The sequence below is a fragment of the Pseudomonas syringae genome, assembly GCF_000737245.1.
GTDB classification, from domain to species: Bacteria; Pseudomonadota; Gammaproteobacteria; order Pseudomonadales; family Pseudomonadaceae; genus Aquipseudomonas; species Aquipseudomonas syringae_J.
Genome location: NZ_JPQU01000017.1, coordinates 55,545 through 71,197, shown reverse-complemented (window position 1 = coordinate 71,197; position 15,653 = coordinate 55,545). Strand labels below are relative to the sequence as shown.

Genomic DNA, 15,653 nt, shown 5'->3' with positions numbered 1-15,653 from the left:
CGCGAGCAAGCTCGGCTCCCACAGAGTCTGCAGGACCTCACGAGCACCGCGAGGCAGCGAACAGCGGTTACCGCCGCACCGCGTAAAGCCGCCTTAAACCAACGCCAACCTGGCCGCCAGTATCTTGCTGTTCACATCAGCAGTGGCGGTTTGTTGCTGTTCTTTCAACGCCGCTTGCAGCTTGTCATCGATGGCGAGCTTGTCTTCCGGAGACATGGCGTCGTAATCATCCTTGCTGACACCAGTAAGCTTTTCGCGCATCTGTTCGGCTGGCGTCAGGTTCATGTAATCCATGAACTGTTGCTGGACCGAGTTGAATTTTGATACGGCATCGCCCACATCAGCGTCAGTCACCACGGCTGAATCATTGGCCGCGATATTGCTATCGCTGGTCTTTGAAACAAAAGTCGGCTCGGACTCTGCTGCGGTTTGGGTTGCGGATTTCAGGTTGACCAGCATTTTGGCGAATGCTTCGTCATACGACGCATCCTGCTGGCTGCCTGTGTTCTGCTCGATGCTGTTGACTGCCGGTACAGGGCTGACCGTACTGGCAGGCACGGAAAACGCGTCGGCTGCCGCATCTTCCTGACTCTTGCGCCCCACCACCTGTGAAACCAGATGGTGAAGAGCGCTGATACTCGCAGTGTTCATTGCTCACCTCCTGCTGCCCATTGTCTTGCGCGATATGAACAGCAAGACTGGTGCCACTTTGCATGCGCCGCCGCAAGCCTCCCTGGGCAGTGGCTTGCTGTCGATTCAGGCAAGGTCGACGCCACGGATGGCCCCGAGCAATACGGCAAAGTCCAGCCAACTGCGGCCAGCTTTTGCCGTCTGGCTACAGACTCAGCACCAGCTTTTCTTCCGGCTGCGGTACGGCAAAGAAGTAACCCTGGGCCTGGCCTGCTCCTATCTCCCGCAGCAGGTCGAGGGTGGCCTGATCTTCGACACCTTCTGCCACCACGCTCAGGTCCAGGGACTCGGCCATCCGCACAATCGCCCGCACAATGGCGCGGCTGCGGGAGCTGGTCGTCAGCTCGAGGATGAACGACTTGTCGATCTTCAAACCGCTGAAATGGTACTGATGGACATAACTGAGCGATGAGAAGCCAGCGCCAAAATCATCCAGCACCACTGAAACGCCATGATCAGCCAGATGCTTCATGGACTGACGGGCGGCCTCGGGCTCAGCAACCAGCGCACCTTCAGTGAGTTCCAGGCAGATACGCGCCGGCGACATGTCATAACGGGCAAGCAAAGCCAACACTTCGCCTGCGAACTCCGCTCGGGTGATGCTGTAACTGGAGCAATTGACATGCACGGTCGGCCAATGCTCATTGCCAGGACGAGCCAGGATCGCCACGACACATTGCAGCATGTATAGATCAAGACGCCCGATCAGCCGCAAACCCTCCAGCGCAGGAAGAAAATACCCCGGCGCCATAACGCTGCCATCCGGCCGACACCAGCGAATCAGCGCCTCCAGGGCCAAAAGCTTGCCGGTGGTGACGCAGACAATGGGCTGGAAATAAGGAATCAGTTCGTCGGTACGCTTGAGGGCATTGCGCAAAGCCCCTTCCCGCTCAACCTGATCGGACACCTCGCGGCGCAGCTCCTGATTGAACACCGCAAAACTGTCACGTCCACCGTTCTTGACCCGATACATCGCCATGTCAGCATCGCGCAGCAGATCGGAAGGCTCCCGATGGAACTGGCTATCTGCCCCAACGACGCCGATGCTGCACGACGAGAACACTGCATGGCCGTCGATAAAGAACGGCAAGTCGAAGGCTGCGAGTATCCGCTCTGCAATGCCGATGGTGACGTCCAGGGACGCTTCGACTGCGAGCACCGCGAACTCATCCCCACCCAGACGTGCCAGCAGATCCGATTCACGCATGCAACTGCGCAAACGGTCAGCAGTCTGGGTGAGCAGTTGGTCTCCAAAATGATGCCCGAGGCTGTCATTGACCAGTTTGAAACGGTCAAGATCAATGAACATCACGCCCAGAGGCTTGCCGCTGGTACTGAACTCCCGCCATGCGGACTGCAAACGCTGCTGTAGATGACTGCGGTTGGCCAACCCGGTGAGCGAATCATGGGAGTTTTCGTGTTGCAGTTTGGCGTTGGCCAGATCCAGCTCGCGGGTGCGGTCCTGAACACGGGCCTCCAGGCGCAGATTGGCGGTGTGGACGGCCTCTGCCGCGCTACGCCGGGCCAGCGCTGTGTCAATGTGCCGGGAGACGAACGTCAGCAGCTCCTGATCGCGTAGCGAATAACGCACCAGGGGGGAATAACTTTGTACTGCCAACACGCCACGCACATCATCGCCGTCGAACAGCGGAACCCCCAGCCAGGAGGATGAGCGATTGTCGACATTGATGGGTTCGACTTCGCCAGATGTTTCCAGGACAAGCGTTTCTTCCAGGTCAATCAGGCAGGCTCGACGCTCGCGTATCACGTATTCGGTAAAACCACGCTGGCCCCGACGCGCTGGCGGCCGAGTACGCACGCGCTCATCCACGTAGTAAGGGAAAGTCACTTCCCCCGTAGCATTGTCGAACAGGGCTATGTAGAAATTGAGCGCTACGAGCAATTCACCGACGATCAAATGCAAGCTATGAAACAGCTCGGCCATGTCACCAGGCTGGCTGGACAATTCGGCGATCTGAAACAGCGCGCTTTGCAGATGCTCGGCTCGCTCACGCTCGGCCACTTCCTGGCGCAACGCGGCATTGAGCGTCGAGAGCTCCTGGGTACGCAGCAGCACCGTGCGCTCCAGATCAGCGCGATGCAGGATGCGATCCAGTGCCATGGCCACATGCCGGACCACCACCAGAAACAACGCCCGGTCCTCGGCACTGTAAACCCGGGACACGTCATAAACCTGCATGGCCAACATGCCAAACACTTCATCAGAAGCATTCTTGAGCGGTGCGCCCATCCAGAACTCGGGACGCTCGCCCATACAGTAGAAGCGCTTTTGCGCCCTCGCTCGCTCAATTCCGGTCGCATCCACGAACAAGGGCTGCTCGCTCTGCAACACGTAGGCCGTCATGGACAGATGCGATGGATCGATGAACTCGTGGGCGTCAGGCGTCACCACCTCTTTGTCGATGATATCGATGTAGTACGGATAGGTGATTTTGCCCGAGGCTTTATCGTAGAGGGCCAGGTAGAAGTTTTCGGCGTCGATCAGCGATGCGAGCTGGTCATGCACCCCTTGCAGAAACGCCCCGCGATCGCGGGTGGAGCTGGCCAGATAAGTGATTTCGTACAAGACTCGCTGAGTGATTTGCGCTCTGGCCAGGGCATCAGTCTGTAACCGATGGCCTAAACGCTGTGCCAGTCGGCCAAGCTCGACGTTGCCGGATTCATCCTGCGGCGCCAGCAACCATGCCAAGACTCCTTCGCCCCGGCCGGCCACCCAGCGCTGCATCTGGTATTCACGACAGAAGTCATCGAATCGGTCGTTGGCGATACTCACTGACCAGCGCATTTCGCTGTCGCCGCGGCCTAGCAAGTGCATCGGATCACCGACGGCATAGACAGCCCACGGCACGTCGCCCATGTGGTTCTGAATAGCGCTCAAAAGCGTTTCGATGGGCTCGGCTGCATCACCCGCTGCCGCAACCTCACTAACGCTCACGATTGCCGGGTCTTCGTAAAACTGCCGCCGGTCATGGGCCAAGGGAGGGACATTCATGAAAGCTCCAAAACCAGGGACTGCAAGCGTGTATCTTCACGGTGCCGCCATAAGCGTGCAAGTGGCATATTCGAATCACTGATAAGAAAGCCGCTTTTTTATAGACGACTGTATCTAAACAGTCAAAACCGGGCTTGATGGAGCACGATGCCCTTGGGTATTAAGCGCTGACTGGCTCCCCCCGATCATCAGAGGAATACTCGAAATGACTCTCTCCATTGGCAGGCCCTTGCTTGCAAAACTCGTCAGTAGCGCAGTGCTGGTCTCCGCTCTGGTAATGGCGACGGGAGCCACAGCTCAGACGCCCGCGCCGGAAAGAATCGGCGTGCGCGGAACGATCACGGCGCTCGACGGCGAGGTGATGAAAATCCGCAGCAATCGAGGCGAAGATCTGACCGTCCATTTGCTCCCGCAAACTCAAGTGCGAGGCGTGACCCTGGCCAAAGTTGCTGACATCAAGCCCGGCAGCTACATCGGCTCGGCCGCAGTCCCTCAGCCTGACGGGACGCTCAAGGCGCTGGAAATACATGTTTTTCCACCCGAAATGGCGGGCACCGGCGATGGTCATCGCCCATTCGATCTGACCAAGGAAAGCACCATGACCAACGGATCAGTCGGCGGTCTGGTGACCAGCAATGGACGCAGCATGACGATCAATTACAAAGGGGGGCAGAAAACCATCGTGGTACCAGACGACGTACCGATAGTGAATCTGCTTCCTGGGGACCGAAGCCTATTGAGTCCTGGCGTGAAAGTCGTGCTGCGCGCCGAGAAAGCCGAGGATGGCAGGCTGAACGCTCAATCGATTTCAGCAGGAAAAGATGGGGTTACGCCACCTATGTAGGAAGCGCGCTGCGAGATTTAAGGGTGGGCCGCTACGAGGTAGCGATGTTTCACGCTCTGGAGCTCACGAGCAACGCGAGGCAGCGTCTGATACACCGCGATCGCGGCCTCGCGTTGCTCGTGCGCTCCTACGGGAACGCGCTCCCATTCAGTAGTCACACCAAGTGTGCTAGCTGATGTTGCTGACGATTATACCGGCAATACCCAGCAACTCAGCCTGACGCAAGACTTCAACAGGTGCCGCGTCAGCGGACGGGATAATTAAACTGTTCTCACCGTCGCCGAAGTGTAATTGCAGCAAGGGCATGGCAACCGTTTCAATGGGCAACTCTTGCTGTTCTGATTCCACGACACATTCACGCGGTTCATTCTTGAACTGGTAGGACACGCGAATACGCCAGAGGTTATTCATACGCCGAGATCAATTCAGCGCGTGGCTGTAAATATCAGACTCCCGCAGGAAAGCGTTCCAACGTCCGAAAGAGCGGCTCTGGCGCATCGAAGCTGCTTCCCAGAGCGGGCCGGTGGTTTGATGCGAGCCAACCATCCCCATCATCGCGCAGGTGGCATCGTTCAACTCAAGCATCAATGCGCTTGCCTGATTTCTGGAGTCTTCTCGCATAGTCATTGGATAGCCTTCTTTACAAATATCGCAGGAGGGCAACTGACCAACCTTATGCCCTGTAATCAATAGGACATCCCATAAGTAGATATGACGATTTCGCCCGATAGACGGTCGTCGACCTTAGTCTGGAGGCGCACCATTTGAATGCATTGATAGTCCGCGAACGCGCTCATGCTCAGCAAAACGGAGCATCCAGCATGGTTTGGATCGCGTGTGGTCAGGTCTCCGCTAAATTTCCTGAGCATTTGGCCGAGATAATCATGTACCGCAGATTAATTCTTTGGGGGTGGCACCATTCATGCTTTACCGAGCTCCATGAAGGTTTGATGACACAAATGTGACCATGCCCAGTGAACCATTCACCTTCAGCGCTTTCAAGACGTTAGCAACAACAGGCAATAGCCTCACCTCTTCAGGTTGGGCAACGAAAGGTGAATAGACGATGAAAGAACGGGCCACAGTCATCTGCAAGCGCGACGGAAGGATTCTTTACGTGCGCAAGCCAAAATCCAAGTGGGCGCTGCCCGGCGGCAAAATAGAAGTGGGTGAAACTCCGGAGCAGGCTGCTATTCGCGAACTGACCGAGGAAACCGGCTTGAATGACATCGACCTGGTTTACCTGGCCGAATATGAAAAGGATCAGGTCACGCACTACATCTTTATGACGATACTCTCCCAGTCCGCCAAGCCCTCGCCGCAAAACGAGATTGCCGCTTGTAAGTGGCTACACCGCAAAAATGTCAGCGATCTCAACGCCAGTTCAGCCACCAAGAACATTATTAAATCCTTCGCCAGGCGTGGCGCTTCAAAGAAAGCCATGGCTCAGGCAAGCAAATAAAAAGCCCCGGAAATACCGGGGCTCATATCTGAAGACCAGATTATTTGCTCTGCAACTTATTTGCGCTGCAACAAGCCAAGATTGAAGCCATCCACCGACGCGATCTTGCCGCGCCAGAGCACACCCTCCTCGCAGATCGGGCTCTGATCGCTCGCGTAAGTTTTGCAGTCTTTCAGGTGAATGAAGTGGAACGCCGTTGATGAATCGGCTGACTCACCTGGAGTAAAGGACAAAATGATCTCTTTTACTGACTCGTCGGTGCCATCCTTGAACTGACCGAATGGCGCTGCCATGTCCTCAGCCAACTGCTTGAAATAAGCGTCGTGACCGATCAACTGACCTGACACCAGATTGCCGCCTACAGAGAGAGTAATTCCGATCTCGACCGGGGTGGTCACGACAAACTTGACCAGAAACTGTAGCAGCCAGTCGATCTGTTTACCTTGATCCTTCAAGTGTGCGATCAGGTCGTCATACTTTACGTCCGACGACGTATTGAGGGCTTGCTCTACTTCCGACATCGACAGCTCCTTGCCACGAAAGAAATGAGCCTTAGCTATACAGCAGATCAGCGGGAAACGAAACCAGGGGGGCCAGCGAAGTTTCCCTCAATCATCCAGAATCCGGGCCCTGACACGCTAATGGCTGGCTGAATTCGAGCGATGCTCCCTGTGCAAACCCGGCTCACTGACCACCTCATCAATGATCGATACATTGCGATCAAGCGCTGTCAACGCGGAGGCAACCCGCCTCGACAAACCGGTGTAGCCCTGGCGCTCGGCAATCGCAGCCAGATATTTCATGGCGGCAATAATGGTCAACTGGTTGCGGCAGAAAACAGCCAGTTTGGTAGCGATCAACACTCCTTGTTTTGACTGCCGCGCCAGCGTGCGTGACTGGGTCAGGTAGGCGTCGAACACGGCATCCAATGGATCAAGAACGCCATCGCCCGAGGAGAATCCCGAGGGGGGCACGGGAGTGCCGGTCAGGACGTACACAACGTCGACCCCGGCTGAGAGAATCCGGGACAAATAATCGGCCCTGGGAGAGCGCTTGTCCTTCTCATAAAAACCTTGAGTGTTCGCAGCCACGCCGCCCAGCAGCCCCAGCTCGCGTTGAGTGAGCCCCACCCGTAGTCTTTCCTGCCTCAGGCGGATGCCGATAGTCGACATAGCTGTTCTCCTGATGTGATCTCCAGACTCGTCCCATGGACTGTCTGTCAGCCCTAGCCAATGAGCAACAGACCCGGGTGTTTTCGCAACCGTCTCGCAGGGTCAGGAATTTCTCCTCAACGCGCCAACCAATTGCGGTTTAGTTATTTGAGAACGCCCGGATATTTGCTGGCTGCGGGCCTCGTTGACCAGCGAATCCTTGGTTTGGGAAGACAGCGATCGTTGGATAAGCAAGTCTTACCCTCTATGGAAGCGGCAGCACGTTTGGCCGAATCCCGTCTGGATTGGCTTTTTTTTGGCGGCTAAAGTATGTGCGTCTCCGGCCTGACGCTTCTGCTTCTCGGCGTACTTGGCTTTGCTACCACGAGGCATCAGTCATCTCCCAATGTTCGCTGCAGGATCAGCAGTGCCAACGTCGCAGGCCTGGTAACGCCGATGAGTTTCAACACACCCTGTTTTTTTAACAGGGCCCTGTCCGTCTGCCAATAAGCCTGAAATGGTCAGGACTACCCGGGATATTGTTGCTTTATCCTCGTCCTTCAGAGCGCGGTAATTAGCCAGAATCATTGATTCGCTATTGCTGAGCTCAGTGATTGCGGACGCCGGCTGCCCAGTCAACACATAGAGTACGTCAACGCCCAGCGCCGACACGGCTGCAAGATAGTCCGCTTTTGGCAAACGTTTTGCGTTCTCGTACTTGCCCTGTGTATTTATTTCTACGCCACCGGCTTCACCGAGTTCCCTTTGAGAGAGGCGCAGACGAAGCCTTTCCCTTCTGAGCCGCAGCCCGATGCCATCCATTTGCCCATCCATTTGAACAGCCCTCCACCCGCTCCATCCACAATGAATGAAAGTAATAGGTACGTATCTGACTGTCTAAACCTACAATGCTGGCTCTAATTCGCCCAGTGACAAACGCACTAGCGCGCACTAGTGCAACAGTGATCAAACTAAAATAAGCCTCTACGACCCGACACTGCGGGTGCATGGTTCATTCCCGAGCGATTCGCGATGCTTCTTTCGACCGCCGTGGCGGAAGCGCGAAGGCAAATGCGGAAGCCTCCTCCCTCGTCGGAAAGACGCCCAGTCGATTACTGGCAGTGCATACGGTCCATTGCGCGCCACGGACATGAATCAGCGCATAGCCGTTCACGTGAACTCGACACATTGTTTGCAGGGTCATGAGACTCTCCTAGCCGGATAACTACCTTCGGGCTATGAATTATAGTCGGCGGTCAGACGCCGCTCGTCGGCAAATACCCGGCATCAGATAAAGCCAACTGCCCTACGCCTCTGCAAAACATCGGCAAAGCTGATCCAACATGTATCAAACTTTAGACAATCAAAGTTTTTACATCCGAACAGCCCGCTCAAAAATAACGCACACCCTCAAATGAATAAGTTTCATTCCCTGTGTAACACCGCTCATACAGCCCATCGCAAGAAGACAAGTGGTAGATACTCGAAGGTTTTTGTTGTTAGCCTATGGGCACGAGAAAAGGAGGTCCGATGAATCTGCTAAATCCACGTCAAATAGAACATGTGCTGGCAAACCGCCTTCCAGGGTTCAAGGTTTCATGCACCAATCGCAAGGAAGATGTCATCTCGCTCTGCATCAGGGACATCCAGACCAGCGAGGTTTTCGGCGTTTCGGGAATAAGGCCCTCAGCTTACAAGGGCCGATACGGCGCGTTGATACTCGCCAAGCTACTGATGGAGGACATTCAAGGCCTACGCGATCCTGCTACTCGTCAGCCCGGCGACTCGCGCAGCAACGGTCAGCCTGAACACTCGATCGTTTTGTCATTGATCAGCAATCACTGAATCACCATTCACACTTTTTTCACGTTCGGCAGAGTATGGTTACCCCAGCTCCTTCAAGACTTTCAAGCCCGTTGATCCCCATCGCGGGCTTTTCTTTTGCCTGCGATCCGGGTGAGCGCCCAAACAAAAGCTCCCGGAGTTTCCTCGAGGAGCTCTTTGAAGATCACTTGTCGATCAGCACTTCTGTTGAGCGCGTTATTCAATAGTTATCCTGTAGCGTTATCGATGGTTACGACGGCGACGAAAGCGATTCACTTCAAACATCCGCGACGCTCGCTAACTCCGATAACAGCAACTCAATACAACCGATCAACGACCCTGACTTCCGACTGTTGCTCGGTTTCAATCCAGGCATTCCTTAGTGTTTGAAATACTCGACTCATGAATACCTTGTCGGCTGCGGCTTTCTTGCCTACATAGCCCTGGCCCCTGCGGTACATGCGCAGACGGGTGCGCATTTCAGGATGAACTTCGTTGAACGCCTGTTCCGGAGTGCCTGATGCCAGCGGGTCAATGTGAACTTCGCCCTCTTTGCAGACCCACAGGATATGGTTATCCAGGCTGTCCTTGCGTGCTGCAAACAATTGCGCAAGTTCATCGATAGTCGGTTGTTTATTCAAGTTCATTTGATACTCCTTGACCGCTCGTCAATCTGATTAATTAGTGAGTTAAAACACATCATCAAATCGGCCAATTGATTCATATCGCTGCAGATGAACGATCGAAATCGTCCACACCCATGCAGAGCCGGTACTAGACTAGATGCATGTAGCCTTGATGAAAAAGCCCTACGCAACAGTGTCAAAACGAGAGGAAAGGTAGCGAAACATCCTGATTCGAGGGTAACCATACTACCGTCAGCCACAAGCCTCATGAGGACGTCTCGCCGGCATCTCCACGCCGTACGACGCACATGCTGGCTCAGCTTCATCAATCTGCCTTGTGGGCAGCACACATCCGGGAACATCACGACGGCTCGTCGTGTATGTCTGGAACACCCTTTTACTGCTCTCCCGATCAGGGAGACAGCTGCATAATGCAAGTCGAAAAGGCATGCGTCAATGGTTATGTAGTGATTATTTTAGAGCACTACATATTTCTGATTGTGACTGACCGGTCACTTGAAACCGGCCAGCCATCACATCTGACGTGCACCGGAAGCCAACATGGCGTCGACTTTTTCCAGCAATGCACCCAGCTTGAACGGCTTGATGATCATGTCCATGCGCTCACCCAGGAAACTCTGCCGATTGAGGGCATTCTCAGCGTAACCGGTCATGAACAGCACGGGCAGAGAGGGACGCCACCCCCGCGCCCGGTCTGCCAGTTCGCGGCCATTCATGTGCGGCAGCCCTACGTCTGTGAGCAGCAGGTCGATGGATCCATCGTTTTCCAGTATCGACAAGGCAGTGGCCACATCAGCGGCCTGAGTGCAGCGGTAGGCATTATCGACGAGCAGTTCATTGACGAACATCCGCACCGAGGCTGTGTCTTCGACGATCAGAATATGCTGCCCCGCCCCCAAGCGAGGCGGCAGACTGGGCGCTGACTGGGCAGGGACTACATCAATCCCGGCGGGGAACATCAGCGTGACTTCAGTGCCGTGCCCCGCAAGGCTGCGAATCACGACATCGCCCCCTGACTGCCGGGCGAAACCGTAAATGGTCGAAAGCCCCAATCCAGTGCCTTCGCCAATGGGCTTGGTGGTGAAAAACGGATCGAACACCTTGTCGATCACACTGTGCTCGATGCCAACCCCATCATCCTTAACGGAGAGCGCCAGATAAGCACCATCGGCCAGTCTTGAATCACCGGTGGAGTGCGCGGCAAACGTAGTGACCCGAATTGTTCCGCCCTGGGGCAGCGCATCGCGGGCGTTGATCACCAGATTGAGCAGTGCGCTCTCCAGCTGGCTTGCATCCACCAGGGCAATCGCTGATTGCGAGGTGAGGTCCAGCTTCAGTGCAATGCGTTTGCCGATGGTGCGTCGCAACAGGTCTTCCAGCGAGCGGATATGCTGGTTGATATCAATCGGCCGTGCATCCAGCGGCTGCTGACGGGCAAACGCCAGCAATCGATGGGTCAGCGCTGCCGCGCTGGAAGCGGACGCCAGGGCCGCGTCGGCATAACGCATGATTTTTTCAGGACGATTTTCTTCGGTGCGCTTCTTGATCAGCTCGATGCCGGTAATGATGCCGGTCAACAGGTTATTGAAGTCATGGGCGATACCGCCGGTCAATTTGCCGATCGCGTCCATCTTTTGCGCCTGCAGCAGTTGAGCTTCGGTGCGGGCCCGTTCGGCGACTTCATGGGCCAACTGGATGTTGACGGTATCGAGTTGTTCGAGATGTGACTGTTCGCGACGTCGGTGCTCGGTAACATCCTCGATAAAGACCAGGCTCAACTGCGGTGTGCGGTAGGGCGATATCTGCCATTCGGTTTCGCGCAACTCACCCCGAACCACCATGCGCAAGGTGCCTTTCCAGCGCTCCCCCGCCAGCAGTCCGGCGCGCAGTTCCTGAACGATTTCGTCCTGTTCGCCAGCCAGCGAAGGATACACGGACTGTTGTGCCGCGCTCTGCTGGATCAATCGGGCAAAGGCATGATTGCACTCATGCACTTTGAGATCGGCATCCATCACCGCGATCGGCGCGGAGATGTTGACGAATATCTCCCGGAAGCGCGCTTCACTCTCACGTAAGGCGTATTCGGTATCCCTTACCCGGAGCAAGGTGCGCAAGGTCGCCAACAGCACGTCCGGATCCACGGGATGGACCAGATATGCGTCCGCCCCGGCTTCAAGACCTGTGACGATATCCGCCGTCTGAATCGACGCCGCTGAGACATGCACCACAGGGAGTAAGGCCGTACGCGGCTCAGAGCGCAGCAAGCGGACAATATCGAAACCGCTCATGTCCGGCAGGTTCACATCCAGGATTAACGCATCAGGCATCTGCGAAGCAATAAGTTCGAGCCCCTCAGTGCCGGTGCCTGCTTCTGACACGATAAAGTCATGCCGTTCCATACGCCTACGCAGGGCGTAGCGAGTGGCGGCGTTGTCATCGACAATCAGCAGGCGCAATTCACGCATCACCGTGCCCCGCAGCGATGGCCAGCGGGATGATGACAAAGAACGTCGAGCCTTGACCCGGCTGGCTTTCGACCCCCACCTGTCCGCCGAGCAGTTCAGCAAACCGCTTGCACAGCGACAAACCGAGACCGGTGCCGCGCAAGCGCTTCTGCAGCGGTGAATCGATCTGAGAGAAGTCCTCGAACAGTGCGCCGTGCATCTCTTGTGGAATACCCACGCCGGTATCGGTCACAGCGAAGCGGATCTGGTCGTCACCCTGCAGTTTTGCCGACACCCGTACTTCACCGCGCTGAGTGAATTTCAGCGAATTGGAGATGAAGTTACGCAGAATCTGCGCAAGCTTCTTGTCATCGGAATAAAGCCGGGGCAGTCCCACCGGCTCCTCGAAAATAAGATCAACCTCCGACGCATTGACGATCGGCCGGAACATTCCGCGCAGTGCCGAAAACAGGTCGAACATATCGAACCAGGCGGCGGAAATAGTGATGCGCCCTGCTTCGATTTTTGCCAGGTCGAGTAAATCGTCGACCATATCGCTCAGCTCCTGAGCGGCACCGCTGACAAAAGCCACCTGTTTATGTTGCTCGCCACTCAACGGTCCATCGATTTCGTCTTTGAGCAGACTGGTGATACTCAGGATCGACCCCAGGGGCGTACGAAATTCGTGGCTCATGTAGGACAGAAAACGGCTCTTGAGATCCGACGCCTGGCGCAATTCGTCGGCCTGGTTATCAAGCTCGGCATAAAGCGCGAGTACGCCCTGATTGGTTTCTTCAAGTTCAGCACGCAAGGCTTCGGCCTCAGCGCGCAGGGTTTGCAGTTCAAGCTCGGCAGCGGTCAAATCAGGCATTGAAGGCCTCCATGGCAATGACCAGGACAGTGACATCATCACGGCCACGGCAATAATCGCGATGCAGCACCGCTGCAATCACCGCAGGATGACGATAGATCAGACCCGGATAATCACGCAGGTTCCAACGAGATTGCAGACCGTCGCTATACATCACCAATAATTGCCCGTTCACCTGAGCATGTTCGAAAGCCTGAGCTTTCCTGAACTGCAACCCGACAATGCCTGGATGGGACGCAAGCCCTCGGTTTTTTTCTTCATCGAGCAGGGTTGCGCCAATATTGCCGATGCCGACAAAGCGAAGCCCACCACTGGCCGCGTCGAACTGCATCAGTGCTGCCGCGCCACCGCGAGTGCCTTTCATGGCATGGTGCATTTCTTCAAGTACATGCTCTGCGCGATCGAACGGTTGCCGGATAAACTCGACCTCCCCTGCCCGAGCGGCTACTTCCGCGTCTTCACCATGGCCCAGGCCATCAATGATCAATGCGCTTATCTGCTCGCCGTGAACAGCCAGCGACCAGACGTCACCGCAGGCTGGATCGTCGTGCAGGGAGTGCTGGTTAATACCGATCCGCAGGTCACGGGTCTTGCAATTGCGTGGGAAAAAGCGCGTAAGCACTACAGCGCCACGGCCATCCACGTGAACATCGAACACGTCAGCCTGACGCTCGATGGCACCCAGCCCTATACCCTGGGTACCGACCGAGGAAAATCCATCACGCATGCTTGAGTGAAGGTCGAAACCTGGGCCGCGGTCAACGGCAATGATCTCGACCGCCGAAAAACCTGCGCTGTCATAGACCCGCAGATGCAATTCGCCGCGAACCGCATGTTTGAGGATGTTGCTGGCTAGCTCGGTGGCCACCAGCGCGACGCGGCCGGCATCCGCGCTGTCGAATCCCAGGGTTTCAGCCAGTTGCTGAGCCATGCGTCGGGCGTGGCCCACCTGACTGCTGTCTTCAATCAATAAAACCTGAGTCAGGCTGCCGCGCAGATTCACGTCCATCGGGTGATCGATATACGCGTACCAACGCCCGGCGTGGTGTCCAGTTCAAACTCATCGACCAGCCGTTTAGCGCCCGTCAAGCCGAGCCCCATGCCGCTACCGGATGTCCAGCCATCAGTCATGGCCAGTTTCAGGTCGGGAATGCCAGGCCCCTCGTCGCGAAAGGTTATGCGCAAGCCGGTGCGCATGTTTTCATCCAGAATCTGCCAATCCATGTCACCGCCACCACCGTAGACCATGGTGTTGCGTGCCAGCTCGCTCACAGCAGTGACCATCTTGGTCAGGTCAATCAACCGCATGCCGCATTCCTGAGCCAGCTTGCGGGCCGTCTGGCGCGCAAGCACGACATCCTGCTCGATCAGCACGGGTTGCGTCCCGCTGCTGCGCACGGTCATTGGGCAAGCACTCGCTCTTGGAGCAACTTCATGCCTCGCTCGACGTTTAGCGCAGTACTGACGCCCGGCAAGGTCATGCCTAGCTCAACCAGGGTAATGGCCACAGCTGGCTGCATGCCAACCAGCACGGTTTCAGCGTCCATGATGCGTGACAGGCCAGAAATAGTGCCGATCATGCGCCCGACAAAGGAGTCGACAATGTCCAGCGCCGAGATGTCGATCAAGACACCCCGGGCGGACGTTTTGCTGATCCGTTCGGACAAATCATCCTGCAACGTCAGGGCCAGCTGATCGTGCATGTCGACCTGGATGGTGACCAGCAGGTAAGCGCCCATCTGCAGAATAGGTATACGTTCCATGACTTCATACCGCCTTGGTGACAGTCATTCCCAGGCGACGCAGCGCCAGGGCCAGTGCATCGGCGAGATTAGCCTTGGTGACCACACCCTGCAGGTCGAGCCCCAGGTGCACGATGGTTTGGGCGATTTGCGGACGCACACCACTGATGATGCAGTCGGCACCCATCAGGCGGATGGCGGTCACCGTCTTGAGCAAGTGCTGAGCAACCAGGGTGTCTACAGTCGGAACGCCGGTGATATCGATGATCGCGATCTCCGACCCCGTGTCGACGATGCGCTGTAACAGAGACTCCATCACCACTTGGGTACGCTGGGAATCCAGCGTGCCGATCATAGGCAGGGCCAGCACGCCGTCCCAGAGTTTGACCACGGGCGTGGACAGTTCCAGCAATTCTTCCTGCTGGCGCTTGATCACGCTTTCGCGAGACTTCTGGAAGGTCCGGATGGTGTGCATCGCCAGAGCGTCGAGCAGTTCCGAAAGCTCCAGCAGTTGTTCGGCGTACACAGCCGGTTCAGCTTCATATTCGCGTTGCAGCAAGCGGAACACCGGGCCTTTGAGCGAGAACACGAAGCTGGCGGTCTGCTGGGAGTCCTGACCGATCAATGCACGGCTTTGGGAAAGCTTTTCGAGAAACTGGCGAATTTCGTCCCAATCGCTGCCTGCCAGGGACTGATGACGGCCTTTTTCAGCCACAGCAATCACCAGACGCAGGAAGTCGGCTGCCTGCTGTTTGAGGTCGTCTTCTTTGATATTGCGAGTGGCGCCGCTGGCCTCCAGCGCCGAAAGCCAGGCGGTAGTCAGTTCCTGCTGGGACGATTTCATTGCGTCCACGGTTTTTTGCTGCACTGCTGCCATGTTGTTTTAACTCCTGAACAATTTCGGCGCCGCTGATCAATCAGGGGCGCAATATCGACATACACGGGGGGGGACGAGCGTAGCTATG

Annotated in this window: 17 protein-coding genes; 3 read left to right on the top strand and 14 right to left on the bottom strand. The window is 56.2% G+C overall.

Translation table 11 applies throughout. The annotated features are described in order from the left end of the window. Positions 1-93: 93 nt before the first annotated feature. Complete coding sequence (locus tag IV01_RS21495) at positions 94-651, bottom strand: hypothetical protein (protein ID WP_032625942.1); 558 nt, start codon at positions 649-651, stop codon at positions 94-96. Between the two features lie 184 nt (positions 652-835). After that, positions 836-3,703 (bottom strand): EAL domain-containing protein, encoded by a 2,868-nt coding sequence (locus tag IV01_RS21500; protein ID WP_050507284.1) that lies wholly within the window; start codon positions 3,701-3,703, stop codon positions 836-838. A 205-nt stretch (positions 3,704-3,908) separates the two neighbouring features. Between IV01_RS21500 and IV01_RS21505 the strand changes: the two genes are divergently transcribed. Then, positions 3,909-4,547 (top strand): DUF5666 domain-containing protein, encoded by a 639-nt coding sequence (locus IV01_RS21505; RefSeq protein ID WP_032625940.1) that lies wholly within the window; start codon positions 3,909-3,911, stop codon positions 4,545-4,547. A gap of 168 nt (positions 4,548-4,715) precedes the next feature. On the opposite strand, the gene IV01_RS21510 is transcribed toward IV01_RS21505, so the two are convergent. Further along, positions 4,716-4,958, bottom strand: a complete 243-nt coding sequence (locus IV01_RS21510) for a hypothetical protein (protein WP_032625939.1) — start codon at positions 4,956-4,958, stop codon at positions 4,716-4,718. Positions 4,959-4,967: 9 nt separating this feature from the next. Continuing rightward, positions 4,968-5,174, bottom strand: coding sequence for a hypothetical protein (locus IV01_RS21515; RefSeq protein ID WP_032625937.1), 207 nt, complete (start codon positions 5,172-5,174; stop codon positions 4,968-4,970). Between the two features lie 439 nt (positions 5,175-5,613). On the opposite strand from IV01_RS21515, the gene IV01_RS21525 reads away from it, so the two are divergent. After that, on the top strand, positions 5,614-6,009 hold the full coding sequence (locus IV01_RS21525; RefSeq protein WP_032625934.1) for an NUDIX hydrolase: 396 nt from the start codon (positions 5,614-5,616) through the stop codon (positions 6,007-6,009). Between the two features lie 56 nt (positions 6,010-6,065). Here the strand turns inward: IV01_RS21525 and gvpU are convergent, their stop codons facing one another. From gvpU to IV01_RS0124590, 3 genes are all read right to left on the bottom strand, one after another. Further along, the gene (gene gvpU, locus IV01_RS21530) at positions 6,066-6,530 is read right to left on the bottom strand and encodes a gas vesicle accessory protein GvpU (protein ID WP_032625932.1); all 465 of its coding nucleotides are present in this window, start codon (positions 6,528-6,530) and stop codon (positions 6,066-6,068) included. Between the two features lie 117 nt (positions 6,531-6,647). Then, positions 6,648-7,181 carry a helix-turn-helix domain-containing protein gene (locus IV01_RS27355; protein WP_154232178.1) on the bottom strand — a complete coding sequence of 178 codons (534 nt, stop codon included), beginning with the start codon at positions 7,179-7,181 and terminating at the stop codon, positions 6,648-6,650. 375 nt (positions 7,182-7,556) lie between these two features. Then, positions 7,557-7,982, bottom strand: coding sequence for a helix-turn-helix domain-containing protein (locus IV01_RS0124590; protein ID WP_080290208.1), 426 nt, complete (start codon positions 7,980-7,982; stop codon positions 7,557-7,559). Between the two features lie 708 nt (positions 7,983-8,690). Here IV01_RS0124590 and IV01_RS21535 point away from each other — a divergent pair. Continuing rightward, a complete protein-coding gene (locus tag IV01_RS21535; protein ID WP_032625924.1) occupies positions 8,691-9,005 on the top strand; it encodes a hypothetical protein in 315 nt (104 codons plus the stop codon). Positions 9,006-9,301: 296 nt separating this feature from the next. Here IV01_RS21535 and IV01_RS21540 read toward each other — a convergent pair whose 3' ends face one another. The 7 genes from IV01_RS21540 to IV01_RS21570 all read right to left on the bottom strand — a co-directional run bounded on the left by IV01_RS21540 (position 9,302) and on the right by IV01_RS21570 (position 15,565). Further along, complete coding sequence (locus tag IV01_RS21540) at positions 9,302-9,631, bottom strand: hypothetical protein (RefSeq protein WP_032625922.1); 330 nt, start codon at positions 9,629-9,631, stop codon at positions 9,302-9,304. 512 nt (positions 9,632-10,143) lie between these two features. Continuing rightward, positions 10,144-12,099, bottom strand: coding sequence for a response regulator (locus IV01_RS21545; RefSeq protein WP_032625921.1), 1,956 nt, complete (start codon positions 12,097-12,099; stop codon positions 10,144-10,146). Further along, complete coding sequence (locus tag IV01_RS21550) at positions 12,089-12,946, bottom strand: sensor histidine kinase (protein ID WP_050507283.1); 858 nt, start codon at positions 12,944-12,946, stop codon at positions 12,089-12,091. The genes IV01_RS21545 and IV01_RS21550 overlap by 11 nt, the downstream gene beginning before the upstream one ends. Beyond that, positions 12,939-13,955: an ATP-binding SpoIIE family protein phosphatase gene (locus tag IV01_RS21555; RefSeq protein WP_195758745.1), complete on the bottom strand. Its 1,017-nt coding sequence runs from the start codon at positions 13,953-13,955 to the stop codon at positions 12,939-12,941. Before IV01_RS21555 ends, IV01_RS21550 begins: the two co-directional genes overlap by 8 nt. Further along, positions 13,946-14,350 carry an anti-sigma regulatory factor gene (locus IV01_RS21560; RefSeq protein WP_032625920.1) on the bottom strand — a complete coding sequence of 135 codons (405 nt, stop codon included), beginning with the start codon at positions 14,348-14,350 and terminating at the stop codon, positions 13,946-13,948. Before IV01_RS21560 ends, IV01_RS21555 begins: the two co-directional genes overlap by 10 nt. Further along, positions 14,347-14,709: an STAS domain-containing protein gene (locus IV01_RS21565; RefSeq protein WP_032625918.1), complete on the bottom strand. Its 363-nt coding sequence runs from the start codon at positions 14,707-14,709 to the stop codon at positions 14,347-14,349. Before IV01_RS21565 ends, IV01_RS21560 begins: the two co-directional genes overlap by 4 nt. 4 nt (positions 14,710-14,713) lie before the next feature. After that, a complete protein-coding gene (locus tag IV01_RS21570; RefSeq protein ID WP_032625917.1) occupies positions 14,714-15,565 on the bottom strand; it encodes an STAS domain-containing protein in 852 nt (283 codons plus the stop codon). Positions 15,566-15,653 lie beyond the last annotated feature (88 nt).